General features: G+C 49.6%; 20 protein-coding genes. 13 read left to right on the top strand and 7 right to left on the bottom strand.

Annotated elements, in window-relative coordinates:
* Positions 1-155: 155 nt before the first annotated feature.
* Positions 156-1,256, bottom strand: coding sequence for a pentapeptide repeat-containing protein (locus ACYZZ0_RS07235; RefSeq protein WP_461535929.1), 1,101 nt, complete (start codon positions 1,254-1,256; stop codon positions 156-158).
* A gap of 337 nt (positions 1,257-1,593) precedes the next feature.
* On the opposite strand from ACYZZ0_RS07235, the gene ACYZZ0_RS07230 reads away from it, so the two are divergent.
* The 6 genes from ACYZZ0_RS07230 (at position 1,594) to ACYZZ0_RS07205 (ending at position 7,782) form a co-directional block, all read left to right on the top strand.
* Positions 1,594-2,994, top strand: coding sequence for an amino acid permease (locus tag ACYZZ0_RS07230; protein WP_461535928.1), 1,401 nt, complete (start codon positions 1,594-1,596; stop codon positions 2,992-2,994).
* On the top strand, positions 2,991-4,316 hold the full coding sequence (locus tag ACYZZ0_RS07225; RefSeq protein ID WP_461535927.1) for an amino acid permease: 1,326 nt from the start codon (positions 2,991-2,993) through the stop codon (positions 4,314-4,316). Before ACYZZ0_RS07230 ends, ACYZZ0_RS07225 begins: the two co-directional genes overlap by 4 nt.
* 280 nt (positions 4,317-4,596) lie before the next feature.
* Positions 4,597-5,388 carry a sulfite exporter TauE/SafE family protein gene (locus ACYZZ0_RS07220; RefSeq protein ID WP_461535926.1) on the top strand — a complete coding sequence of 264 codons (792 nt, stop codon included), beginning with the start codon at positions 4,597-4,599 and terminating at the stop codon, positions 5,386-5,388.
* Between the two features lie 37 nt (positions 5,389-5,425).
* Entirely contained in the window at positions 5,426-6,301 is an 876-nt protein-coding gene (gene lgt, locus ACYZZ0_RS07215; RefSeq protein WP_461535925.1) for a prolipoprotein diacylglyceryl transferase, read from the top strand.
* A complete protein-coding gene (locus tag ACYZZ0_RS07210; protein ID WP_461535924.1) occupies positions 6,298-7,131 on the top strand; it encodes a thymidylate synthase in 834 nt (277 codons plus the stop codon). The genes lgt and ACYZZ0_RS07210 overlap by 4 nt, the downstream gene beginning before the upstream one ends.
* Before the next feature lie 3 nt (positions 7,132-7,134).
* The gene (locus tag ACYZZ0_RS07205; RefSeq protein WP_461535923.1) at positions 7,135-7,782 is read left to right on the top strand and encodes an NAD(P)H-binding protein; all 648 of its coding nucleotides are present in this window, start codon (positions 7,135-7,137) and stop codon (positions 7,780-7,782) included.
* A gap of 71 nt (positions 7,783-7,853) precedes the next feature.
* Here the strand turns inward: ACYZZ0_RS07205 and ACYZZ0_RS07200 are convergent, their stop codons facing one another.
* Positions 7,854-8,342: a CBS domain-containing protein gene (locus ACYZZ0_RS07200; RefSeq protein WP_461535922.1), complete on the bottom strand. Its 489-nt coding sequence runs from the start codon at positions 8,340-8,342 to the stop codon at positions 7,854-7,856.
* Between the two features lie 309 nt (positions 8,343-8,651).
* Here ACYZZ0_RS07200 and ACYZZ0_RS07195 point away from each other — a divergent pair, with 309 nt between their 5' ends.
* Positions 8,652-9,158 carry a Rap1a/Tai family immunity protein gene (locus ACYZZ0_RS07195; protein ID WP_461535921.1) on the top strand — a complete coding sequence of 169 codons (507 nt, stop codon included), beginning with the start codon at positions 8,652-8,654 and terminating at the stop codon, positions 9,156-9,158.
* 93 nt (positions 9,159-9,251) lie between these two features.
* A complete protein-coding gene (locus tag ACYZZ0_RS07190) occupies positions 9,252-9,716 on the top strand; it encodes a YcgN family cysteine cluster protein (protein WP_461535920.1) in 465 nt (154 codons plus the stop codon).
* Positions 9,717-9,725: 9 nt separating this feature from the next.
* On the opposite strand, the gene mtnA is transcribed toward ACYZZ0_RS07190, so the two are convergent.
* Positions 9,726-10,778 carry an S-methyl-5-thioribose-1-phosphate isomerase gene (gene mtnA, locus ACYZZ0_RS07185; protein WP_461535919.1) on the bottom strand — a complete coding sequence of 351 codons (1,053 nt, stop codon included), beginning with the start codon at positions 10,776-10,778 and terminating at the stop codon, positions 9,726-9,728.
* Between the two features lie 348 nt (positions 10,779-11,126).
* Here mtnA and ACYZZ0_RS07180 point away from each other — a divergent pair, with 348 nt between their 5' ends.
* Entirely contained in the window at positions 11,127-11,945 is an 819-nt protein-coding gene (locus ACYZZ0_RS07180; protein WP_461535918.1) for a helix-turn-helix transcriptional regulator, read from the top strand.
* Between the two features lie 201 nt (positions 11,946-12,146).
* Complete coding sequence (locus tag ACYZZ0_RS07175) at positions 12,147-12,845, top strand: thiopurine S-methyltransferase (protein WP_461535917.1); 699 nt, start codon at positions 12,147-12,149, stop codon at positions 12,843-12,845.
* A 40-nt stretch (positions 12,846-12,885) separates the two neighbouring features.
* Here ACYZZ0_RS07175 and ACYZZ0_RS07170 read toward each other — a convergent pair whose 3' ends face one another.
* Positions 12,886-13,875, bottom strand: coding sequence for a TDT family transporter (locus tag ACYZZ0_RS07170; protein ID WP_461535916.1), 990 nt, complete (start codon positions 13,873-13,875; stop codon positions 12,886-12,888).
* A 201-nt stretch (positions 13,876-14,076) separates the two neighbouring features.
* On the opposite strand from ACYZZ0_RS07170, the gene ACYZZ0_RS07165 reads away from it, so the two are divergent.
* A complete protein-coding gene (locus tag ACYZZ0_RS07165) occupies positions 14,077-17,361 on the top strand; it encodes a mechanosensitive ion channel domain-containing protein (protein ID WP_461535915.1) in 3,285 nt (1,094 codons plus the stop codon).
* Positions 17,362-17,418: 57 nt separating this feature from the next.
* Here ACYZZ0_RS07165 and ACYZZ0_RS07160 read toward each other — a convergent pair whose 3' ends face one another.
* Positions 17,419-18,708: a dicarboxylate/amino acid:cation symporter gene (locus tag ACYZZ0_RS07160; protein ID WP_461535914.1), complete on the bottom strand. Its 1,290-nt coding sequence runs from the start codon at positions 18,706-18,708 to the stop codon at positions 17,419-17,421.
* Positions 18,709-19,153: 445 nt separating this feature from the next.
* On the opposite strand from ACYZZ0_RS07160, the gene ACYZZ0_RS07155 reads away from it, so the two are divergent.
* Positions 19,154-20,470, top strand: a complete 1,317-nt coding sequence (locus ACYZZ0_RS07155) for a hypothetical protein (protein WP_461535913.1) — start codon at positions 19,154-19,156, stop codon at positions 20,468-20,470.
* An 82-nt stretch (positions 20,471-20,552) separates the two neighbouring features.
* A complete protein-coding gene (locus ACYZZ0_RS07150) occupies positions 20,553-21,311 on the top strand; it encodes an alpha/beta fold hydrolase (protein ID WP_461535912.1) in 759 nt (252 codons plus the stop codon).
* A gap of 38 nt (positions 21,312-21,349) precedes the next feature.
* Here the strand turns inward: ACYZZ0_RS07150 and ACYZZ0_RS07145 are convergent, their stop codons facing one another.
* Both ACYZZ0_RS07145 and ACYZZ0_RS07140 read right to left on the bottom strand, forming a co-directional pair.
* Positions 21,350-22,420, bottom strand: a complete 1,071-nt coding sequence (locus ACYZZ0_RS07145; RefSeq protein WP_461535911.1) for a hypothetical protein — start codon at positions 22,418-22,420, stop codon at positions 21,350-21,352.
* 43 nt (positions 22,421-22,463) lie between these two features.
* Positions 22,464-22,616 (bottom strand): hypothetical protein, encoded by a 153-nt coding sequence (locus ACYZZ0_RS07140; protein WP_461535910.1) that lies wholly within the window; start codon positions 22,614-22,616, stop codon positions 22,464-22,466.
* Positions 22,617-22,791: the final 175 nt, after the last annotated feature.

The raw sequence follows: 22,791 nt of genomic DNA, 5'->3' as shown, positions 1-22,791 counted from the left end.
AATCGTTTGACTTGTGCTGTTTTATAGAAGTTGCTGAAATCTGTGGACGTTTATTAATTAGTGTGTTTTAGTTGTTTAGTTGGTTCTCATCACTCTAATTTAATTGTCGTTTTTCTTCTGTTTGTACTTTTCTTGAGAAATAAACGGGGTCGTTGTTACGACCCGGTTACCGGCGTGATTTCTTCATTTTGCAGTGAAGGGAATTTTTTGGTTTCACTGACTGCTTTGCGGCGCATGTTTTTCTGAACAATATTTGATGTTCTTGCTCCCGTGAAGTCACAGCTTTCTATTCTGCAATCATCAAAAACGGTATTGAAAAAATCACAGCCTTTGTCTCTGTGATTATTCATTTCAGAAAACCTGCACAGCCCGAATGTACTTTGCTTCAGCTTTGCAGTCATAAATAAGCAGTAAATAAAATGAATGTTCTCAAACAGGCAATCTGAAAGCTCAGCACTGAAAAAATCGGCTCTCAGAAAGGTGCAGTTTCGGAATGTGGTCTGTTCGACTGTGGTGCCCCGAAAGGATGTGAACCCGCCTTTGTCTGCTTCATCGTGGCAGTTGTCGATCAATACATGTCGCAGCCCGGCGCGCTCAAATAGCGTACTGGACAGCTTACACTCCTGTATCACCACCTCCTGCAGTTGTGAGTCTGACAGCTTCAGCTGGGTCAGGTCGGCGCTGTAAAAGCCTCCATCCCTGAGCTTGGCGTGAGTGAGCTGGCATCCGGAAAGATCATTGCTCTGGTCGAATAATATGCCTTCAAGGGAGGCTCCGCTAAGATCTGCATTATTGAAGTTGGCGCCCTGTATCCTGCAGTTGATTAGTGTGGCATTTTGAAGGTTGGCTCCGGAAAGGTCGGCATTGCTGAGATCGCAGTTACTTAGCAGAGCATTTTCGAGATTACAGTTCTTCAGGCTGGCCTGGGATAACCGGGATCCGGACAAGTTGCAGCCTTTCATGATTGCCTGGTTGAACCTGACGCTATTCAAGTCGGCATTGCTCAGGTCTTGGTCAGAAAAGTTCAATTGACGGGGAAGGGATTGTCCTTCGCTGAGTGGGTGAAACCCCTTTCTGAAAAGATCGTGAGTTGTTTCTCCCGGTGCGGGATCTCTAATAATATTCGCCTGTGGTAATTGAACTCCCGGTAGCCAGCTGAAACTTCGTTTCAACCCTGCATATTTATCACAACCCGGGTGATAATAAAGGGAGGACAGAGGCGCAGCTGCAGCATTCACTTCCTTGTGATTCGACATATCTTTTCCAACTGATAAAACAATTTTCTTATTGATTCAGTGTAGGCCATCAAAATGGCCGGGCATCATCTACAATTATTGCTGTTTTGATGTTCGAAACCTGCAGTTAATTTCAGTTTGAACCTATTTACGATAAACAGGGTCGAATATTGACGGGCATTCCACTTGAATTCAGGTTTGTAATGCCTGCACTGATTTAATACCGCCTGATGCTGACTGCTTTGATATTGTGGGCTTCGGACAGGCTCGGTCTGGTTTAAACCAGAGATTTGGTGTCTGTTTTGCGGGACTTGAAACAGGCAGATTTTATTGCACCCGGCGACAGTACAATCCAGTAATGCATTCGGATAAAAAACTGAATTTGCTACAGTTGACCGTGATTGTCACGGGCAACATGATGGGGCCGGGACTGTTTCTTATGCCCTCCAATCTGGCAGCTATTGGTAGTGTTGCCATTCTGGGCTGGGTGCTGACGGCTGTAGGCGCCATGATTCTGGCGCTGATGTTTGCCAGACTTGGTTTTCTTTATCCGGGGAACAGCGGGCTCTATACCTTCTCTCATCAGGGGTTGGGAAGGTTTGCCGGGTTTCAGGTCGTCTATGGTTACTGGTTTTCTATCTGGACCGGTAATGTAGCAGCAGCACTGGCTGCTACGGGTTATCTCAGCTATTTCTTTCCTGCATTGCATGATCCTTTCCATGGCTGTCTGGCTGCTATTGGCCTGATCTGGCTGTTGTCTCTGTTCAATTCATCCGGGTTGCGAGTAATCGGCTGGTTTCAGGTGGTTACAACCAGCTGCATGCTGGCCCCGGTATTACTGATTCTGGGTTTTGGCTGGATGAAAGCTGACCCTTCCAGGCTGATGGAAGCAACCAATGTCAGTGGTGGTAGCCTGTTTGATGCTATTACTGATGCGGCCTCACTGACGCTGTGGACTTTTATCGGACTTGAATCTGCCTGCAATGCTTCGGTTGTCTCCGAGAATCCTCGTCGCAATGTGCCCATTGCAACCCTGCTGGGAACCGGGGTGGCTGCTGCAGCCTATATTCTGTGTACATCCATGGTAATGATGCTGGTCCCCAATGAGATGTTGCAGGAAACTTCTGCACCACTCTCTCTGGCAGCCAAAACGCTGTTTGGGGATCTGGCCGGAAGTCTGGTGAGTGGGTGTGCTTTTATTGCCTGCATTGGCAGCCTGAATGGCTGGATTATGATGCAGGGGTTAGTGGCTCGAATGGCAGCGGGAGATCATCTCTTTCCTCGTATCTTTGCCAGAGTCAACAGACACCAGGCACCCGTTTTCGGATTGTTTATAGCGGCTATTTTGATGAGTGGCATGTTATTCCTGACACTTTCCCCAACACTGAACAGTCAGTTTCAGACCATGGCGCTGCTCTGTGTTTTCGGCACCCTGCTGACCTATGTTTACTCTGTTGCTTCAGCTCTGGTCATTTTGCGTAGAAGCTCGTTTGAGACCGAGTACCGGCGAGGCTTGTATCTGCTGGCTTTTATGGCGCTGATTTACTGCTTCTGGGCTGCATTGGGTGCGGGCAAGGAAGTACTCTATTACGGTGCGGTGGCTATGCTGTTCAGTGCTGTGCTGTACGGCTGGACTCAGCAACAGGAATTGGCGGTACAGGAAGGCATAGAGCCACCCCCTGATAATAATCCCGATTCGGCCAGCAAAGATGATATGTCGGGTTCACGGATGATGGGAGATGCAGGAGGCTATCAATGACAGTCTCTCAGGCAAAACTGTCGCTACCACAGTTAACACTGGTGGTGATAGGTAATGTACTCGGGCCGGGACTGTTCCTGCTGCCGGCCAACCTGGCTGCGCTGGGTAGTATCAGCCTGATCGGCTGGCTGTTTACGGCTTTGTTTGCATTGGTCATGGCCTTGCTGTTTGCCCGGCTGGGTATGATTCGTCCTGACCGCTGTAGTCTCTATGCCCTTTCCTGTGACGGCATTGGCCGGCTGGCCGGGTTTCAGGTGGTTTATGGCTACTGGTTCGGTATCTGGGCCAGTAATGTGGCTGGAGCCGTTGCTACTGTTGGTTACTTGTCCTGGTTTTTTCCCTCTCTGTCGAACCCTGTCACGGGCTGTATTACTGCTGTTGGTATTATCTGGCTGCTGACAATGGTTAATATGACCAATCTGCGGTTTATTGGCCTGTTCCAGTCAATGACGACAGGGCTGACGCTCATTCCTGTCAGTTGCCTGGCTTTGTTTGGCTGGTGGAAGTTCGATCCCGAACTGCTCCAGCAAGCATACAATGTGACAGAGGACAGCGACCTGAGGGCAATTATCAGTGCTGCCTCCCTTACTTTGTGGACTTTTTTGGGGATGGAAGCGGCCTGTAATGCTGCTTCTGCTGCGAAGAACCCCAAACGGGATGTACCACTGGCGACGTTGATCGGTACTGTTATCACTGCCGTCATTTATCTGGCTTGCACAACAGTGGTTATGGGACTTGTGCCCAATGATGTGCTGCAGTCATCCTCTGCACCAATGGCATTGGCCGTTGAAGCTTTGCTGGGTACTACCGCCGGAACCATTGTTTCGCTTATCGCTGTAATAGCCTGTCTTGGCAGTCTGAACAGCTGGATACTGACTCAGGGACTTATTGCCAGAACGGCAGCACGGGATGGTTTGTTTCCGGCTTTCTTTGCCCGTCTGAATAAAAATAATGTTCCTGCCCAAGGGCATATGTTGACGGCATTGCTCGTCAGTCTTTTCCTTATTGTTACCGTTGAACCGCAATTGAATGAACAGTTTGAAAAGGCAGCGCTGGTCTGTGTTTTCGTCAGCCTTATCTCCTATGTCTATGCCCTGTCAGGTAGTTTTGTTGTGTTGCGCCAACTTCATATGTCGGAAGAGCGCTATCGGATCATGGCCCTGATTATCAGTATTTCAATTTTTTACTGTTTTATGGCGGCTATTGGTACAGGTGCCGATGTGCTGTGTTATGGCGTAATTGCTGTGCTGTTCAGTGTGGTTCTTTTTGCATGTTCCGGTGCCGGCAATGGCGGGGGTAACTGGATGCTGTCTGACAAGTAAAAGGACCTGTCTGACAAGAAAAAGTACAACAGTCCAGAGCATTTTATACTGCCTGTTATCCGCAGCTTTTGGCACCAATACCTTGCCATCCTTGTGATACCATTGAAAACTCGAAATAGTTTTATCGCTTCGATCTATAGTTCATCGATCTACAGCTCATCGATCAATAGCTCAGAAGTCATACCCCTATTTCGATTTACTCTCTATCGGGCTCAATCTTTTTATAAAACAAGAACCACTGGTTAGAGAGCTTTCTTTATCAGACAGGACCCGTTTATCTATGATTTTCCTGGCCTATTTATTACTGGGTGCTGTTGCCGGCACGATGGCAGGTTTGTTTGGCATAGGGGGAGGTCTGGTTGTTGTTCCTGCCCTGGTTTACAGCTTTACCCTGCAAGGTATTTCTGAATCGGTGCTGACGCATCTTGCGGTTGGGACCTCTCTGGGAACTATTGTTTTAACCTCTATCAGTTCTATTCGTGGTCATCACAAGCGTGGTGCAGTGATGTGGCAGGTCTTTATCTGGCTGACTGCAGGTATTGCTGTGGGAGCCGCACTGGGTGCTATGACTGCGAGCCTTTTAAGCGGGCCGTCATTGCAGAAGCTGATAGGTGGTTTTGCGTTTCTGATGGCCGTGAAGATGTGGTTTGGTGTTGATCCTGCTGCAGGAGAGGCAGCGCTGGCTCCGAGGAAGCCAATACTGGTCAGTGCCGGAGCAGTGATTGGCTGGGCTTCCGGTATTTTTGGAATTGGTGGTGGCACGCTGACAGTACCATTCCTGAATAAGTGTCGTTATACCATGCAACAGGCCGTTGGTACCTCAGCTGCCTGTGGACTGCCCATTGCACTCAGTGCGGTATTGACCAATATCGTTGTGGGTTGGGGGCATGCAGATCTGCCACCCTGGACTACGGGCTTTTTGTTTTGGCCCGGCCTGCTGGGTATTGCCATTACCAGCACCATTTTTGCCCGATTTGGTGTGAAACTGGCGCATCAGATGTCACCGGAAAAGCTGAGACGTGCCTTTGCGGTATTTCTGCTGGTAGTCAGCATCGATTTTCTCTTAATCTGATAGCATCTCTTTTTTTATATTTGGTGGAATAGACGCAGTGATTGCTTACCCTGCAATTGATCCTGTTGCCATCCAGCTCGGACCGCTCAAGGTTCACTGGTACGGCATTATGTATCTGATTGGTTTTTCAGCGGCCTGGTTTCTGGGTGTGTACCGGGCCAAGCGCTCCGGTAGTTTATGGACTCAGGATCAAGTCGGTGATTTGATTTTTTATGGCGCTGTCGGGGCTGTTATTGGTGGTCGGCTGGGTTATGTCTTCTTTTATAATTTCGACTATTTCCTGCAGGACCCGCTCTGGTTGTTCAGGGTCTGGGAAGGTGGCATGGCTTTCCATGGTGGTCTGCTGGGTGTGCTGGCGGCCATGTACTGGTACGGTCGCTCACTGGGCAAGAACTTCTTTCAGGTCACCGACTTTATTGCACCGCTGGTACCGATAGGCCTGGGCTGTGGCCGACTGGGTAACTTTATTGGTGGTGAACTCTGGGGGCGTGCCAGTGATGTGCCCTGGGCGATGATTTTCCCGAAAGACCCGATGCAGTTGGCACGGCATCCTTCCCAGCTGTATCAGCTGGCTATTGAAGGCATTCTGTTATTCCTTGTGCTGTGGTTCTTCTCTTCAAGACCGAAGCCGCGCATGGCTGTTTCCGGACTGTTTCTGGCAATTTATGGCGCCGGTCGGTTTGCTGTCGAATTCGTACGTGAGCCGGATGCCCAGCTTGGCTTTATTGCGTTTGACTGGCTGACCATGGGACAGCTGCTATCGACCCCAATGATCCTCTTGGGTTTGGCAATGATGGTTGTCGGCTATAAACGTTTTCCATTACAGGGCGGGATCAACCCGGACGATCAGGCATGGTTAACTGCTCATGGCCCAAAAGGGCAGGGTAGCCACAAGAGGGGGAAACAATCGTGAAGCAATATCTTGATCTGATGCGTCATGTTAAAGAGCATGGCGTCTATAAATCAGACCGCACCGGCACCGGAACATACAGTATTTTTGGTTACCAGATGCGGTTTGATCTGCAGCAGGGTTTCCCGCTGGTCACAACCAAGAAGTGTCATTTGCGTTCCATTATTCATGAGCTGCTGTGGTTTCTGAAAGGTGAGACTAATATTGCCTACCTCAAGGAAAACGGTGTTTCGATCTGGGATGAGTGGGCGACAGATGACGGAGATCTGGGGCCGGTTTATGGCAAGCAATGGCGCAGCTGGGAAGGTGCCAATGGTGAGACTGTGGATCAGATTGCCGATCTGGTTGCAGAAATCAAAAAGAATCCGGACTCTCGTCGCCTGGTGATCAGTGCCTGGAACCCGGCGGTTTTGCCGGATGTTTCAGTCTCGCCTAAAGAAAATGCAGCACAAGGTAAGCAGGCATTACCGCCCTGCCACTGTTTGTTCCAGTTTTATGTGCTGAATGGAAAGCTGTCCTGCCAGCTCTACCAGCGCAGTGCAGATATTTTCCTGGGGGTGCCATTCAATATTGCATCCTATGCCCTGCTGACAGTGATGATCGCTCAGGTTTGTGATCTTGAGCCCGGCGAGTTTGTTCATACATTTGGCGATGCTCACCTGTACTCCAATCATATGGATCAGGTTAATGAACAGTTGTCGCGGGAGCCGTTGCCGTCACCAGTGATGCAACTGAACCCGGAAGTAAAGGATCTGTTTGATTTCAGGTTTGATGACTTCACTTTGCAGAACTACCAGTTCCATCCTCATATAAAAGCGCCTGTGGCTGTATAACTGATGGGTAAAACAGCGGTTGTAATCGGCGCTACCGGTGTTGTTGGCAGATCACTTGTTGATCTGCTGGCTCAATCGGATGCTATTCGTTGTGTAGTAACACTGACCCGCCGACCTGCACTTCACGAGTCATCCAAAGTCAAAAATCATGTGATTGATTTTAAGTATTTGGACGATCACGCGAAATTGTTTGCCGGCGATATGATGTTTTCCTGCCTGGGCACCACGCTCAAGCAGGCGGGCTCGATTGCAAATCAGCGAAAAGTTGATTTTGACTATCAGCATCAGGCTGCACAGTTGGCCGCACAGCAAGGGACAGAGCATTACCTGCTGGTATCCTCCAGTGGTGCCAACTCTCAGAGCAAGGCGGCCTATTTCAGGATGAAGGGTGAACTTGAACAGCAAGTAAAACACCTGCCGTTTAATCGTATCAGTATCTTTCAACCTTCCCTGCTGGTAGGAGAAAGACCTGACTTTCGTCTGGGGGAAAATATTGGTCGGGTGATTATGCCGGTATTGTGTCGATTGCCAGGTTTAAAGAAGTACCGCCCGGTTACGGGGAAGCAGGTCGCTGCTGCAATGGTTAAAACAGCTTTGCAGCCGGGGTTACCGGTTGAGATATTTGCACTGGATAAGATTCTGACAATCTGATTTTGTTGCTTGCACGACATAAAAAAGCCCCGGCTGTTATCAGTCGGGGCTTTTCGTATTAGATGCCTGAGTTACAGCGTCAGTACCTTGAGAATATCCAGTGCGCTGATGATGCCTTTCAGCTCACGCTTTTCGGTAACCATCACCCGGTGAATTCGTCCCTTGGCCATGGCTTCGGCTACCTGAAATAGCGGTGTGTCTGGAGCCACTTCAAAAATCATCGGGGTCATAATGTCCCGTACCATAACGGTATCATCAACACTTTCATGAAAGGAGCGCTGGTCTTCGGGAGACATGGATGCATTCAGCATGGAGTTATAAAAGTCATCATCCCGTCTTGAATGATCAACCATATCGCTGCCGGCATGACGCACGATATCGGAAAAGCTGACAACCCCCGTTAACTGTCCGCTGTCATTAATGACCGGTGCGCCGGAAATACTCTTGTCTGTCAGAAACCGTGCAAGCTGATCAACCGGCCAGTCTTCAGGCACAGTCATCACGTTCTGACACATAATCTGGTCTGCAGTTACTGTTTGAAGAATATTCTCACTGCTCATATCCCTGACCTCTTTCATAAGGGTTCTCAGGCATCAAATGCTCAACGTCCCTGTCCGGGCATCAGGGGGGCAATCTCGATACCCTGTGCAGGGTTTGGTAATCAGTATGCTGATTCCTGATGATCCCATCTTGACCTGTATCAATTGAGTGGCTTGATTCTGAATTGCAATAGAAGACAGCGTAAAAATTCATCAACAGTGATGAATAATGAAATGATCTGCTTGAAATAAGACAACGGATTAGTCAGGCTCGTATGAATATCTGCAATAAAAACTGTAAATAATCCATGGCTCAGGGATTTGATTTTCATGGACAGCAACACAATAAAGGCGGATAAAATGGCGTTGCCAATTGTTACCCGTGTCGATAGTTGTAAAAGGATATTCAAGTATAAACTGATGGTTGCAGTACTGGTTTTTGCCGGTGTTTATGCGCCTCAACCATTGGCAATGGATGGTTTTCGTAGTGCAGGTGACTTTTACCTGATATGCAGTCGTCAAATCAAAAACAACAATAACAAGTTCACCAAAAGCATGACCGGCCCCTGGCGGCAGTGTTACACCTATACTGCAGCAGTGTTGTCTACACTCGACTTTACTGACGGTAAAAGCCTGTTACCGCTCTACTGTATTCCTTCCTTTGTGAAAGTCGAAAAGGGAATCTATCTCACAGTGAACTATCTTCGGGAACACCCTGAATCACGCAAAAAAGTGCCGGCACTCGCTATTCTGGAGGCACTGGATCAGCATTACCCCTGTGAAGAAGTAGCAGACACTCAGGCTGGGGATTATTCAGCCGAATATACCGACGGATAAGGATGTAAACTGCTGCGGAGAACCCTGCTTGACGACAGGGTGGGGGCTACGTAGCCTGCGCCGTTTTCTTTTGCCCTTTCGCCGGGAGTCCTTATGACCGATAGTTCACAGCCGTACTGGTACAGCAAGCGCCTGGATGAAATGACAGATGAAGAGTGGGAATCACTCTGTGACGGTTGTGGTCGCTGCTGCCTGAACAAGGTTATCAATGACGAAACCGATGAAATGTTCGAAACCATGATAGCCTGCAAGTTGCTGGACACACACACCTGTCGTTGCAGTGACTATGCCAACCGTCATGCAACGGTACCGGACTGTATTCGTCTGACAATCAGGGAACTGCCTGATCTGTTCTGGCTGCCGGAGACCTGTGCTTATCGATTGCTGCACCAGGGATATGAGCTGCCGGAGTGGCATCCGCTGATCAGTGGTACTCAGGACACTGTGTATAAGTCCGGTTATTCGGTACAGGACAAGGTATTCTCGGAAAAAGATGTGCCAGACCCTGCTGACTGGCACGAGTATGTTATTCGAGTGATAGAAGAGCCTGAAGACTAAGCTCTTTCTCTAACTGGCTGCCTGCTGTAACCCTTCAGCAAATGGAGGGTGCAGAATCCCTTTCTCGGTAATAATTCCGGTCACAAGTTCGGCTGGTGTGACATCAAAAGCCGGGTTCAGCACCGAAATATTTTCCGGAGCTGTTCGGCGCGCTCCGAACTCACAAACCTCTTCAGCGTGCCGCTGCTCGATTTCGATATCTGCTCCGGTTTTGGTTGAGAGATCAATCGTGGAAGAGGGGCTGGCCACATAAAACGGAATATTGTAGTGCTTCGCCAGAATGGCAACACCGAGGGTGCCAATCTTGTTGGCCACATCGCCATTGGCGGCAACCCGGTCTGTACCGACAATCACCAGATCAATCAGCCCCTGCTGCATGGCATAGGCGGCCATATTATCGGTTTGCAGAGTGACATCAATACCGGCCTGTGACAGCTCCCAGGCGGTCAACCGTGCACCTTGCAGCAGCGGCCGGGTTTCGTCAGCATAAACCTTGAAGCTGATATTCTGCTCATGTGCCAGATAGAGTGGTGACAGTGCAGTCCCGCGCTCGGATACTGCCAGACCGCCGGCATTACAGTGGGTCAGAACACCCATGCCTTCTTTGATTAATGGTAATCCATGCTCGCCGATACCCCGACACAGTTGGCGGTCTTCTTCATGGATCAGTTCAGCTTCGTGGCGAATAATACTGAGCAAGGCTTCAGCGGTATCTGCATCAGACTGGCCTGCTTTATTTACTACGCGCTCCAGTGCCCAGGACAGATTGACGGCCGTTGGCCGGGCACTGTTCAGATAATCAGCTTGCTTGCGCAGTTCTGCCAGAAACTCTGCTGTAGACAGCTCTACATTATCCTGCATCCCGATCACCAGTCCGTAGGCACCGGCAATTCCAATCGCGGGTGCCCCCCTGACTTTCAGTTGCTTGATACTGTCCCAGACCTGTTCAATGTTCTGCTGCTCCTCATAGCGAAGCTCCAGTGGCAACAGCGTCTGGTCCAGTAGGGAGAGGGTGCGGTTATCCTGCCAGATAATGCTCAGAGGCAATGAAGACTGTGACATGGAAGTGCGGATCCCCTTGGCTTTAAAGGTAATGAGTCGGGTGTCGGTCTGCATTCTAGCGAAAACGTATCAGGTGCGGTGAGGTTTTTTATCAAGAGCTCATCAGGGTTTCAGGCTGGAATCGGGATAATGAAATAAAAAACAAAATGGAAATGAAAATTTTATTAGAGACAAATGAGTAGATATTCGAATCACTGTTAGTAATTGCGGTCAAAAAGCAGACTGCTGGTGGAATAATTCGCCTGTTGGAAATACTGCCCTGATATCAATCTGAGCCAGCGGCAGTTTATGGAAAAGGAAGAGGTCGGAATCAAATTATATAAACCTGCAGAACAGTGAGGACATACCATGAAGTCAGATAGTGCTGTTATGGCTAACTCGAACAACAATACCCTGTCCCGAACCGTCTGGTCTTCCGGCATTAATACCAGCCGTAATCTTGACGAAATACGCAGTGATATTGCGAAAACCTTCTGTGACCTTGGCTTCAACTCTGTCAGCTATCAGGGTGCACCTTACCGGCTGGCAGAAGATCTTTCCTCTGCTCCCGAGGCCCGGCTGTTCTCATTGAGGCATCTGGCCCGAGCCCGGTCGGTACTGCATACCTGTGAGATGGATCCGGAGCTGACCGAAGTGTATCTGGAAAAGTTTGCCACGCTGGATCCGAACTTTATTCCGACTATCCGGTTTGACTGGCCACGTGTTCAACTGACGCGCAGGCAGGGCAATAGCCCGCTGGCCCGGCTCAGTGCCTATATGAAAACCCTTGGGGTCAAATCAAGAATTACCTGGCCGATGCGAGCGTTTACCGGTGAATACTGGTGCGGCCTGTTTTCATTAACCAGTGATATGGAAACCTGTGACCTGAACAACTACGTGAAATCGATTGGTCATCAGCTGCATCACCTGTTGATGCTTTACCATCTCGAATTGCAATCCAGTCATAGTCAGCACTTTAACCCTTACCTGAATAGCGATGTGATCTGCCCCAATGCCATGAAAACACTGGAAGGGGTATCCCGGGGAAAAAGCAGCAAGCAGATGGCCGATATTCTGAGCCTTACCGAGCGGGGCGTTGAGTATCATATCGAGCGCCTGAAGCAGCAGTTAGGCGCTGGTAACAGGCAGAACCTGATTCATATTGCGCACAAGCTCGGTCTGGTTTAAAGCAATCTGACCACGCCTGATTCATCCTGGATACAGTTGACTGAATCTGAAGGATGCGGCAGGGTTGCTGAACTCATCCCCGGTTTTGGTTTGTACGGTGACTTACCTTTCCGATGCTGGAGGTATGAATTTCGGCGGGCTGACGTGCAAGGGGGACACTGTCAGCCCGATCAAACGAAAAGTTTTAATGATTGGCTACATATGGCAACAACACATAGCAGGGACTTCTGGCTGGAGTGCTGGCAGAACGGCGAAATCGGCTTTCATCAGCCTGCGGTTAATCCTCGTATGACCCGATTCTGGCCTGAACTGGGTATTCCGGAACACAGCAGGGTATTGGTACCTCTGTGCGGTAAAACTGAGGATATGATCTGGCTTCGCTCTCAACAGCTGGAAGTTCTCGGTGTCGAGCTGAGTGAACTGGCTGTCGAATCGTTCTTCAAGGAATGGTCGTTACAGCCGGAAGTCAGCCAGGATGGAGTCATGAAGCTCTATTACAGTGCTGGCACTGAAGACGGTAAAAATGCGGATCTGACCATTGCCTGTGGCGATTTTTTCGAGCTTACGCCAAAGCAGTTGGAAGGGGTGGTTGCGGTGTATGACCGGGCTGCTCTGGTAGCTCTGCCGCCAGCCATCAGACGCCGTTATGCCGAGGCATTGTGCAACTGGCTGCCTGAAAGTGCAGGCATGCTGCTGGTTACGCTTGAGTACGATATGAATGAAATGCAGGGCCCACCTTTCAGTGTCCCTGATTCAGAAGTTGAGCAGCTGTATGGTGAGCACTTTGAAATTACCCTGCAGTACGAAGATGAAAAAGTGCTTGATCGTACGCCGCACTTCAGGGAAGAAGGATTAACCTGGCTAACCGAGCGCACTTATACGCTGGTTCGTCGAACTTGACGTTAGCTGTTCCGACGTGACAAAAAACAAACCCGATAACTTAAGTTATCGGGTTTGTTTTAAGAGCATCAGGTTGCCGTTGCAGATAGTGTCGAGCAAAGCGCAGAGCGACATAAGTTACCATCAGGGTGGCAATCGCAAGCTCCGCCATGGCTATACCGGATACAACCTTGTAGGCCTGCAGATAACCATCGGCCTGCAGTAAGTGAGCCAGTTTGATCAGAGCTGTTGCGCCAATCACCATGGGAAATGTGAAAGCAGCATAGCCGGGAGAGAAGGGCAGTTTCAGCAGGCGAATAAAGGCAACATAAACCATGGCAGTCATAAATATAGCCAGTGGTGCCAGGATCATAATCAACAGATAACCCGGCTGGCTCGAGATCGTCAGATAACCTGCTAGAGACAGGCTGGCGGGTGCGGCCATAACAGCAAAGGTCGGTAGCGCTGCTGTGGGAATAGCCTCGGCAAAAACCAACCGATAGAGCATCACTGGAAGCTCCAGAGCATAGGCGCAGAGCCCGAACAGAAACAGTCCCTGAGCCAGAGACTCAAATCCCATTCCCTTACTGGTCACCGCGGCAACAATAATGCCGACGGGCGGTATAAACCAGCTCGGAACCATATGCTGAAGTCTGAAATCCTTGAGCCGGAACCTTACAAAAGCCACCAGTAGTAGAAGATGCCCGGCAACGGCCAGGACCCAAAGGCTTCGGGCCAGTTCCGGCCAAAACTCCATAACAGACTGGGCAATGACCATTGTGGCCATGGTGCAGGTCGGTAATACACTGCCAATAACCGGATGGGACAGTTCCTCTTTGAGCAGTTCTGGCGAGGTTACAAACTTCGAGGCAATGGCTGTCAATAACAGGGCTGCAATCGCTGCTGAAATCCAGGGCATATACTGGCATGCGGGCATAATGCTTCCCCAGACCGCACCCAGGCTGGCAATACCCAGTGCCAGCCCTCCCAGTGGAGTCGGTATTTTTTTTAGGCGTTGAACCAGGCCTTTGGATTGGGCTGTATCGTGCATATTGTGCTTTCAACCGGGTAGTGCAGGTCAGAAGGTCGCTAAAAATATAAGCAAAAGGTTATAAGGATATAACCATAGCTCCAATAAGAAGATTCAACGATTTTTTACACCTCCAAATGGCAAAAGCCACCAGGCTTCCTCTCTTTATCAAGGCCTGCCTGCCGATAACAGTCTGCAGAATTCTCTATCTGTGGTCTGAATATGAATCAACCGAAGACCCGGTTATTACCGACTCTGCCAGCGCTGGCAGCAGGGTTGCTATTGTTTTTTTCCTCTGTTGGCTACGCACAGCGCCCTCCTACCATTGAGGCGTTGACGCAGATGCTTAGCCAGCAGGAAAAAGAAGCTGACCCGGCAGCAAAACAGAACACCGATCAGTACCGAAAGGCTCTGGCTTTCCTGCAGGAGGCCGAGGACGAGCAGGACTGGCTGACGAAGCTGCAGCAGGAGCAGCAGGACTGGCCGCAGCAGGTCGAAAAACTGCGACGTGAGCTGCAGCAGCTCAGTATTGCTGAAGATAAGGTATTACAGAACAAGCATCGCAGCCGTGACTTGCAGCAATTGGAAAAGCTGCAGGGCGAGTTCCAGCAATCCCAGCAGGAGTGGCAGGGACGGCTGGACAGTGTCAGTGATCGTATATTGATAGAACGTGGGCGTCCGGAAACTATTAGAGCCGATGTTGCTGCAGGCCATGAACGGGAAAAGAAACTTGCAGCACAGCTTGCACAACTTGGCCCGGAAACTACCAGTGACGTCGCTAAAGAGCAGCAGCGCAATGTCATTCTTGCAGAGATAAGCCTGCTGCAGGCGCGTACCAATCGCCTCAATCTGGAGTTACAGGGGCATGGTCTTTTGCTGGAAAAGCTGACACTTGAACAACAGCTGTCAGAAAAACAGCTGGCTCGTTATGACGCTGAACTGGCCGTTATCCAGGAATTGCTGGGAGAGAAACGCCGGGCCGACAGGGAAGCTATTGCAGCATCTGCTACAGATACTACGGATGTTTTGCAACAAAGCCGCCTGTTGCAGGAAGAAGCAGAAATTAATGTGGAGCTGAGCAAGCAGTTGCTGAATCTTACTGACCAACTGGCAGAGCTCACCCGGCGTAACCGTGATGTCAAACAGCAGATGCACCGGCTTCAGGCCGTTGATCACGAAGTAGAACACCAGCTGATGACGCTGGGAAACAGCCAGCTGGTTGCGCGCCTGTTACGCGAACAAAAACAGGCCATTCCTGAGCTGGTTGTTGATGCATCCCTGAATAAACAAGTAGCAGATCTGAAGTTGCAACAATATTTGTTCAGCCAGCAGCGACATGAGCTTGAACGAACAGAATACTGGACAAAGCAGCGCTTGCTGAACTCGGATGAGAAGCTGGGGCGTAAAGGCAAAGCCGCACTGGAAAAACTTATCCAGAACCGAATGACACTGCTGGATAAGTTAAACAGTGAGCTGGATAACCTGGTAACAGTGGCAGTTAGTCTGGTTGCCAATCAGAAGTCACTGGCAGAACGTAGTACCCGTTTATCCGGAAAGCTTCATGAACGACTGTTTCTTGTTGCCAGTAACCCCCGTATTGATTTGCAGTGGCTATGGCGGTTGCCACAAAGATTACTGCAACAGTTTGATGCCATGCCCTGGAGCAGCTGGCTGGTAACAGTTGTACAACGTCTGCAACAACAGCTGTGGCTGCTGTTATTGCTGTTGGGTGCGACCGGATTGCTTGTTTCACGTCGACCACGACTGCAGGCGATGCAGTCTGAGTTAAATGAGCGGGCCGGAAAAGTCGGGCGGGATAGTTTACTGACAACATTCAAAGCCCTGGTTGCTGATTTGCTACTGGTATTACCCATGCCGCTGGTTCTGACTGGAACGGGCTTGATGCTCAATCTGTCACAAGGGCAGTCAGGTGCACGAGCTCTGGGCCAGACACTATTAATAACCGCTCTGGTATGGCTTGTGTTTGCATTAGCGATACGGTTGATGCGTCCCGCTGGTGTGGGTATCAATCACTTTCGCTGGTCTTCGGACCGGTGTCGTCAAAGCAGAGTTCATCTGCGCAAGTTGATGACAGTAATGCTGGTCGGCAGCTTATTGTTGGGGTTCAGCTCCAAATACCATATTAATCTGGGGCAGGATGCCCTTGGTGAACTGGTACTGCTGATAACATCGGTACTTGAATGCCTGCTGATCTATAAACTGCTGAACGTCGGTGGCCACCTGCTATCGTCCCGTATGGCACACTGGATATTGGGTGGCAGCCTGTTGCTGCTGCCGGTAATCCAGATAGCGCTGACCCTGCAGGGGTATTATTTCACTGCCCTGCAGTTACAGTCACAGCTGGTGACCAGTCTTATCGCCGCTTCTGTTCTGGTGCTGTTACATGGCCTGGTCAGCCGGGGGCTGAGACTGGCTACCCGACGATTGATGCAATCCCGGGCCCAGAACAGACAAAAAGAAGGCGAGAGTATCGAAGCAGATACAGGCTCTCTGGCTGATGTTGTGACCGTGAATCATCAGGCCAGGAGTCTTGCCAATGGCCTGTTGCTGGTGGCTCTGGTACTGGCTCTCTATCTGGTATGGCATGACCAGCTGCCATTGTTGCAGTACCTGCAAAGTGTTTCTGTGGTTGAGGTCTCCAGTGAAGGAAGCCCGGTTTCGATTGTATTGCTGAATGTACTGCTGGCGATTGTTATTTTGGTTTCCTCATTGAGCCTGTCGCGCAATTTACCGGGATTACTGGAAATGCTGCTCTTATCGCGACTGGAACTGCAACCGGGTGCGGCCTATGCCATTGGTAAAGTCACCAGTTACAGCACGGTGGGGCTGGGTATCGTCTTTGCTTTATCGGTGTTGGGGGTTAGCTGGGACAAGCTGCAATGGCTGGTGGCTGCGATTGGTGTCGGTATTGGTATCGGTCTGCAGGAAATTTTTGCCAACTTCATATCTGGTCTGATTATTCTGTTTGAGCGCCCCTTACGAATAGGCGACACAATCACTATTGGAGAGCTGACCGGTGAAGTGACTCGGATCCGGATTCGTGCGACGACAATTAAAGACTGGGATAAAAAAGAGATAATTGTCCCTAATAAAACACTGGTAACTGATCAGCTTGTTAACTGGTCTTTAAGCAACAGTGTTGTCAGGATGTTGTTGTGGTACGGGGTTGAACACGGCAGTGATGCAGAGTTGGTCAGACGTCTATTGTTTCAGGCAGCCAGAGAGTCTGATTACGTACTGAAAGAGCCCCCTCCGGAGGTTTATTTTATTCAATACAGTGAGAGTGCCCAGGTATGGGAGTTGCGGATCTTTGTGAACCATGTAGATGACCGTTTTCCGGGAATTAATGCAGCCAATAACCGAGTGCATCAGCTGTTTGAAGAACATGGTATTAAGGTGGCTCATACCCAGCAGGATGTTCATCTCCATCATGTGTTATCAGCCAGAGATGCCGTTCCCCGGCCGGGTAATACACCGGAAATCTAGATGGCCGGATCATAAAAAAGCCCGCTTTAATAAGCGGGCTTTTTTGTAGAGAACAGGTCAGGCAATTTGCTCAGCTTTTTCTGAAGTGCTGGTATCAGAGTTATAGGTTTGCAGGTCGAGTTCATTTTCGCTGCGACCCACAACAGTAGTTACCATCAGGTCACCACTGACGTTCACCACCGTACGTGCCATATCCAGTATCCGGTCGATACCTGCGATCAGTGCAACACCTTCCATTGGCAGGCCGACAGTCGTCAGTACCAGACTCAGCATAATCAGACCTGCACCTGGAACACCTGCAGTACCGACAGAAGCCAGAGTCGAAGTGATGATAATAGTGATGTAGTCGGACATTCCCAGGTCAATACCAAAGGCCTGTGCGACAAACAGCGCAGTAACACCCTGATAAAGGGCGGTGCCGTCCATATTAATCGTGGCGCCCAGCGGCAGTACAAAGCTGGAAATACCCTTGGATACGCCCAGGTTTTTCTGGGCATTGTCCAGACTGGCAGGCAGAGTGCCGGCACTGCTGGAAGTAGTGAAAGCAATGCTTTGGGCAGAACGGATACCGCGGAAAAAATTCAGCGGATTCAGGCGGCCAAACAGGGACAGCATCAGTGAGTAAAAACCAAAAATATGCAGGGCGCAGCCAATATAAACGGCAGCAACAACCTTGATCAGCGGCATCAGGACATCAAGACCATAGCTGCCGGCAACCCAGGCCATCAGGCCAAATACACCAATCGGTGCCAGGCTCATAATGATGCCGGTCAGCTTGTACATGGCTTCACTGAGGCTTTCAAAGACAGCAACAGCAGGCTTGCCCTTTTCCCCAATCAGGTTCAGGGACACACCGAGGGCAACAGCAAACACAATAATCTGCAGAATATTACCGGCTGCCAGCGCTTTTACCGGGTTTGAAGGAATCAGTCCGACAATGGTTTGTACCAGCGTCGGGGCTTCTTTAGCTGCCTGATCGGTGCTGGCAATCAGGTTCAGACCTTCACCCGGTGCCATCACATGACCCAGCAACAGGCCGATGGAGATGGCGACGGCGGTTGTGGCCAGATAAATAATCAGTGATTTCAGACCGATGCGGCCCATCCGGCGGGTGTCTTCCATCGAGGTAATGCCGACGATGAGTGAGCAGAACACCAATGGCACAATCAGCATCTTGATGGCATTAACGAACAGGGAGCCCAGCGGCTTGAAGATCAGGGCGCCTTCACCCATCAGTGCGCCAGTGGCAAGGCCGGCAACCATGCCCAGCAGGATTTTGACCCAGAGGTCCAGTTGCTTCCATCTGGCCCGTAAAGACGAGCTTGGTGTTAACGAGTTGGCTGTCATATCAAAACTCCGGAAATTACAGCAAAAATTATTCTGAAGGGGGGCGTACGAAGCAGAAAGTGCTGTAACGGGCAGCTGCGGTTTTTTGGAATCAGCCCGCTGTACGAAAACCGGTACAGTTCGGTTTTGCGTTGCTTTTATCGTGATCCACCTGTCGTATTGTGTGGATAAACAGGTGTGCAGAAAGACCGGTTAAAAAATAATGCCCTTCCGGATTCAATGCTGTAACCGTGGAGCTCACCTTGACTTTGGCGGGATTTACAGCCTGCGCTAGGGGCTTCTACGGTTTATGGTGTAGTTCGTGTTAAGGGAGATATTGAAATGTAGATATTTGTCTCTTCAGTTACCTGTGATTTGCTTTTTCTCAACTAATCTTTCCTCTGTCATTACGTGAATAGTTTTTCTTTGCTGCCTTCAAAGTCCCTCCGGAATCAGGAGCTGTGCCATGCCTGTCAAAATATCCAGACGCAAGATTCAGGATAAGTTATTCGGGAATACCCAGAATACCGCAATTGGAGTCCAGCAAGCGGAGATGGCGGATGCCCGGCTCGGTGCCATGTATTTTCTGGGCAAGACCCGTATGGAAAAGGTGCCGTCATTTTCACTGGATCTGATTGGCGCTTTTGTCAGTGGCACTACGGCCATCAGTGATTTGAAGAATGGCTGTCAGTGGCTGCTGGAAAAAACCAATGCCGGCAGGAAGGTGGTAGGTGCTATCAGTGCTGTAGGTGAAAAACTGGGAGAAGGCATTGCGGCGATCAAGGAAAAGCTCAAACAAATAATGGCCAGTTTTTTTCAGGGACTGATCAACAAGGTTAAAAAAGTCTACGGGGAGGCGCTTTACGGTATTGAGTGGATTTCCGAATTTGGCGTATGGGCTGTGTCGTCATTTGCCGGCAGTCTGGCAGACTGTATTCCCGGCTGGGGATATGTCCAGAGCCTGGCTGATATGTATGATGGCGCGAGAACTGCAGTACTGAAAGCCAAGGATTTTGTTGAGCAGATGTGGAGTGGCTATGGCGTGCATTTGCTGGGAGGGCAGCCTTCCATTATTGCCAATGCACTGGCCCGGCATTCAATCACAGGTATTGCCGGGGGCGTCAAGGATCTGGCACTTGGTGTAACCAGTCTGGGGCTTGAGGCTGCAGGTGATGCAGCAGGTGGAGCAGGAACTATTGTCAGTGCCGTAACTGGAGTATTGCAGCGTATAGCCAACCTGGTTGATTACATTATTCAACGTTACAAGGTAAACAGCATCTTCAAATATGCGACCAAACAGTGGGACAATCATATGTCCGCTACCAGTATTGTCCACAGGCACAAGGAATTCTCCGAGTGGTTCCAGAAGTCGGTTGTTTGTACCCCGATTATTGCGGCACTGACACTGGGTTCCGGTTTTGTTGCTCATCCCTATAAGTTTTTACAGCTGTTAAATCCTGATGACAAAATTGTCAGTCAGGCAGAGTTTGATAAGGGGGTAAAACATATTGAGACCCTGAAAAAAATATCCGGTAACTACATATCGGATTACACCGATAACTACAGTGTTCAGTTTTCCAGTGTTGATGGTGTTGTTGCAGCCAGACTAAGCCAAATCCAGGATGGTAAGGGTGTGCTGCATAATGAAGAAATGAATGTCACCATGACCCCGGAACAAATGAAAAAACTCTATGCTGCTCATACTTTGGCAACTCAGCCCGGAGCAGATGCCGCAGCTATTGCTGCAGCACAGACTGCGGCGGCTGCCAGGAAAAAGCCCTGATGATGTATGGCTTGATATGGACAGCCTGATTCCCTGATTATACGCAGCTGAACAGTTATAAATAGAAAGGTATATCAACACTGTGAAGTTGTATGGAAAAGTACAGGGCACTGGTCAGCCACTCGTTATGCTGCATGGTTTGTTTGGAACCCATGAAAACCTTGGGGGACTGAGCCGCCAGCTGGCTGAAAACTATCAGGTGCATGCGCTTGACCTGAGAAACCATGGTCGTTCACCTCATGTAGAGGAAATGAACTATCCGGCTATGGCTGCTGATGTCCGGGAATATATAGAAGAACACCGGTTGGGATCTGCGATTGTGGTAGGTCACTCGATGGGCGGTAAAGTAGCAATGCAGCTGACGCTTGAATCTCCGGAACTGGTTACGTCACTGGTGGTATTGGATATTGCGCCGGCTGCTTATGGAGATCGCCATAAGGAAATCTTCAAGGGACTGTATTCTCTGGATCTGGAAGAACTCAGCAGCCGTGCTGCTGCAGATCAACCTCTGACAGAATATGTAACCGAGCTACCAGTGAGACAGTTCCTGTTGAAAAACCTGGTAAGGGGAGAGAACGGTTTCAAGTGGCGGATGAACCTGTTTGCGATTTATCAGGGATATCAGAATATTGTCAGTGCTGTGGCTGAAAAGTGCTGGGATGGCAAGACGCTGTTTATACGGGGAGATCAGTCCGACTACATCACTAAACAACATCGCAATGATATTGTGATGAGATTTCCTGGCGCGAAGGTGGTAACGATAGAAGGAACCGGCCACTGGCTTCATGCTGAAAAACCAGCGGCGGTTTTAAAGGTAATCAATCGTTTTCTGGGTGGTTGATGGGGCCTTATATTTAATATAAATAGAGAGCTAATCGATCATCCCTGAACAGCGCCGGGAGGGGGACGCTGTCCTGCAGCGGCAACTCCCAGTGCTGTTTTAGGTAGCCGCATCAGGCCTATTCCCCGGAGATCATTGGTGTCATAACCGCCTGCATCCAGCATATCCAGGCAGTAGCTGTAACAGTTGTGCTTTGTGCCACTCCATGTCCACTTCTCCTGAGCGGTTTTATTTATATGGTCATGGAGTTGTGATGTGGTTTCGGTGTCATTGCCCTTTTTCAGCTCAGGGCGATACTGTAACAAAATCTCGCCGGCTTCTTCCTTGAGGTAACGGGCACACTCGACTTCGTTCATGTGCTCCGGGTATCCGCGCAGGTTATTTATCTGGCTGTAGTGGTGTTCTTTGGTAACCGGATCTTCAAAGCCGATCAGGGCATGTCCGAAGGGGTTGGCTTCGGAGCCTTTAACAATAATCAGTGTAGGGTTGTGATATTTGCTGAGAAGCTCTGATGGAAGCCCTGTTTTGGGATAGACCTCTCCATAGTAATGAGTGTGTACCAAAGCGCCCATAGCTTTGGCTTTTTCTATTGCCTTGTTTCTAAGCAATAAATCGGCGGCCTGATCCCGTTTTCGTTTCGGTTGCGTTGGGGCACTGTCTTCTTCTCTTGTACTGGTTTTTTCCTGTTCCAGAGCTTTGAAGTATTTCTCATCAGGTGCGATGTCAGCGTTACTGAGAGGAGCACTGCTATCAAGAGAATCCAGTTTACGAACATTGGTGCTTACTTTAAGTGGATCAAGTGTTGCCATAGACGCTGTATGCACCACATGGTCAACACTGGGGCTGTGTCCGCGAATTCGGTGATAAAGAGACTTGATGCCGTTCAGTATGGATCGGATAAATTTGGGGAGCCTGATTCGGCGCTTGTGTACAGGCGTGTCCGGAAGCTCTGAGCGGCTGTGCTCGGGAACCTGTTTGGTGGCGCCACTGGAAGAGGTGACAAGTGAGCTGTTGAAGGATCCTGAGGCTTGAGTCGTTTCACCCGAGTGCGTATTTACAGGTGGGACGTTAACACTGGACGGTGCTGAGTGTGATCTTTCAATTGGCACTTGCTCTCTCCCTGAGCGTTGCTGATTGTTACTTTCGGGTTATTCAGCGTTGTTTGCGGTCAGATTCGAAGTATTCATCTATTCCTTGCTGAATCGTTTGATTCTGCCAGTTTTTACCTTTTTCATCCGAGCTCCGCTGCTTTCTGCCAATTAACTCCTCATCCTCGATGAACATCATGTCTGATTTTTTATGCATATGGCTGTACTTCCTTGCTCTCGCCATAACTTCCTGCCTTTGTTACTGCTTCATTTAATAAATCTAGCAGCTGGGGCAGGCTGTCAGCCGGGAGAGTAGGACGAAAACGGGACTAAAATTGCCATTTCTGGAACAAAATTGCATAAAAATGACTGATTGCATCTAAATGCTGCGA

Origin of the sequence: Spongorhabdus nitratireducens, from assembly GCA_947387575.1 — a bacterium.
Lineage (GTDB): Bacteria > Pseudomonadota > Gammaproteobacteria > Pseudomonadales > Endozoicomonadaceae > CANDOC01.
The sequence above is the reverse complement of the archived record's forward strand: the minus strand, read 5'-3'. Positions and strand labels throughout refer to the sequence as shown.

Excerpts from the sequence above, each read along its gene's own strand:
- ACYZZ0_RS07235 (WP_461535929.1), bottom strand. The coding sequence starts at position 1,256 with ATGTCGAATCACAAGGAAGTGAATGCTGCAGCTGCGCCTCTGTCCTCC.
- ACYZZ0_RS07230 (WP_461535928.1), top strand. The coding sequence starts at position 1,594 with ATGCATTCGGATAAAAAACTGAATTTGCTACAGTTGACCGTGATTGTC.
- ACYZZ0_RS07225 (WP_461535927.1), top strand. The coding sequence starts at position 2,991 with ATGACAGTCTCTCAGGCAAAACTGTCGCTACCACAGTTAACACTGGTG.
- ACYZZ0_RS07220 (WP_461535926.1), top strand. The coding sequence starts at position 4,597 with ATGATTTTCCTGGCCTATTTATTACTGGGTGCTGTTGCCGGCACGATG.
- ACYZZ0_RS07205 (WP_461535923.1), top strand. The coding sequence starts at position 7,135 with ATGGGTAAAACAGCGGTTGTAATCGGCGCTACCGGTGTTGTTGGCAGA.
- ACYZZ0_RS07200 (WP_461535922.1), bottom strand. The coding sequence starts at position 8,342 with ATGAGCAGTGAGAATATTCTTCAAACAGTAACTGCAGACCAGATTATG.
- ACYZZ0_RS07195 (WP_461535921.1), top strand. The coding sequence starts at position 8,652 with ATGGACAGCAACACAATAAAGGCGGATAAAATGGCGTTGCCAATTGTT.
- ACYZZ0_RS07190 (WP_461535920.1), top strand. The coding sequence starts at position 9,252 with ATGACCGATAGTTCACAGCCGTACTGGTACAGCAAGCGCCTGGATGAA.
- mtnA (WP_461535919.1), bottom strand. The coding sequence starts at position 10,778 with ATGTCACAGTCTTCATTGCCTCTGAGCATTATCTGGCAGGATAACCGC.
- ACYZZ0_RS07180 (WP_461535918.1), top strand. The coding sequence starts at position 11,127 with ATGAAGTCAGATAGTGCTGTTATGGCTAACTCGAACAACAATACCCTG.
- ACYZZ0_RS07175 (WP_461535917.1), top strand. The coding sequence starts at position 12,147 with ATGGCAACAACACATAGCAGGGACTTCTGGCTGGAGTGCTGGCAGAAC.
- ACYZZ0_RS07170 (WP_461535916.1), bottom strand. The coding sequence starts at position 13,875 with ATGCACGATACAGCCCAATCCAAAGGCCTGGTTCAACGCCTAAAAAAA.
- ACYZZ0_RS07165 (WP_461535915.1), top strand. The coding sequence starts at position 14,077 with ATGAATCAACCGAAGACCCGGTTATTACCGACTCTGCCAGCGCTGGCA.
- ACYZZ0_RS07160 (WP_461535914.1), bottom strand. The coding sequence starts at position 18,708 with ATGACAGCCAACTCGTTAACACCAAGCTCGTCTTTACGGGCCAGATGG.
- ACYZZ0_RS07155 (WP_461535913.1), top strand. The coding sequence starts at position 19,154 with ATGCCTGTCAAAATATCCAGACGCAAGATTCAGGATAAGTTATTCGGG.
- ACYZZ0_RS07140 (WP_461535910.1), bottom strand. The coding sequence starts at position 22,616 with ATGCATAAAAAATCAGACATGATGTTCATCGAGGATGAGGAGTTAATT.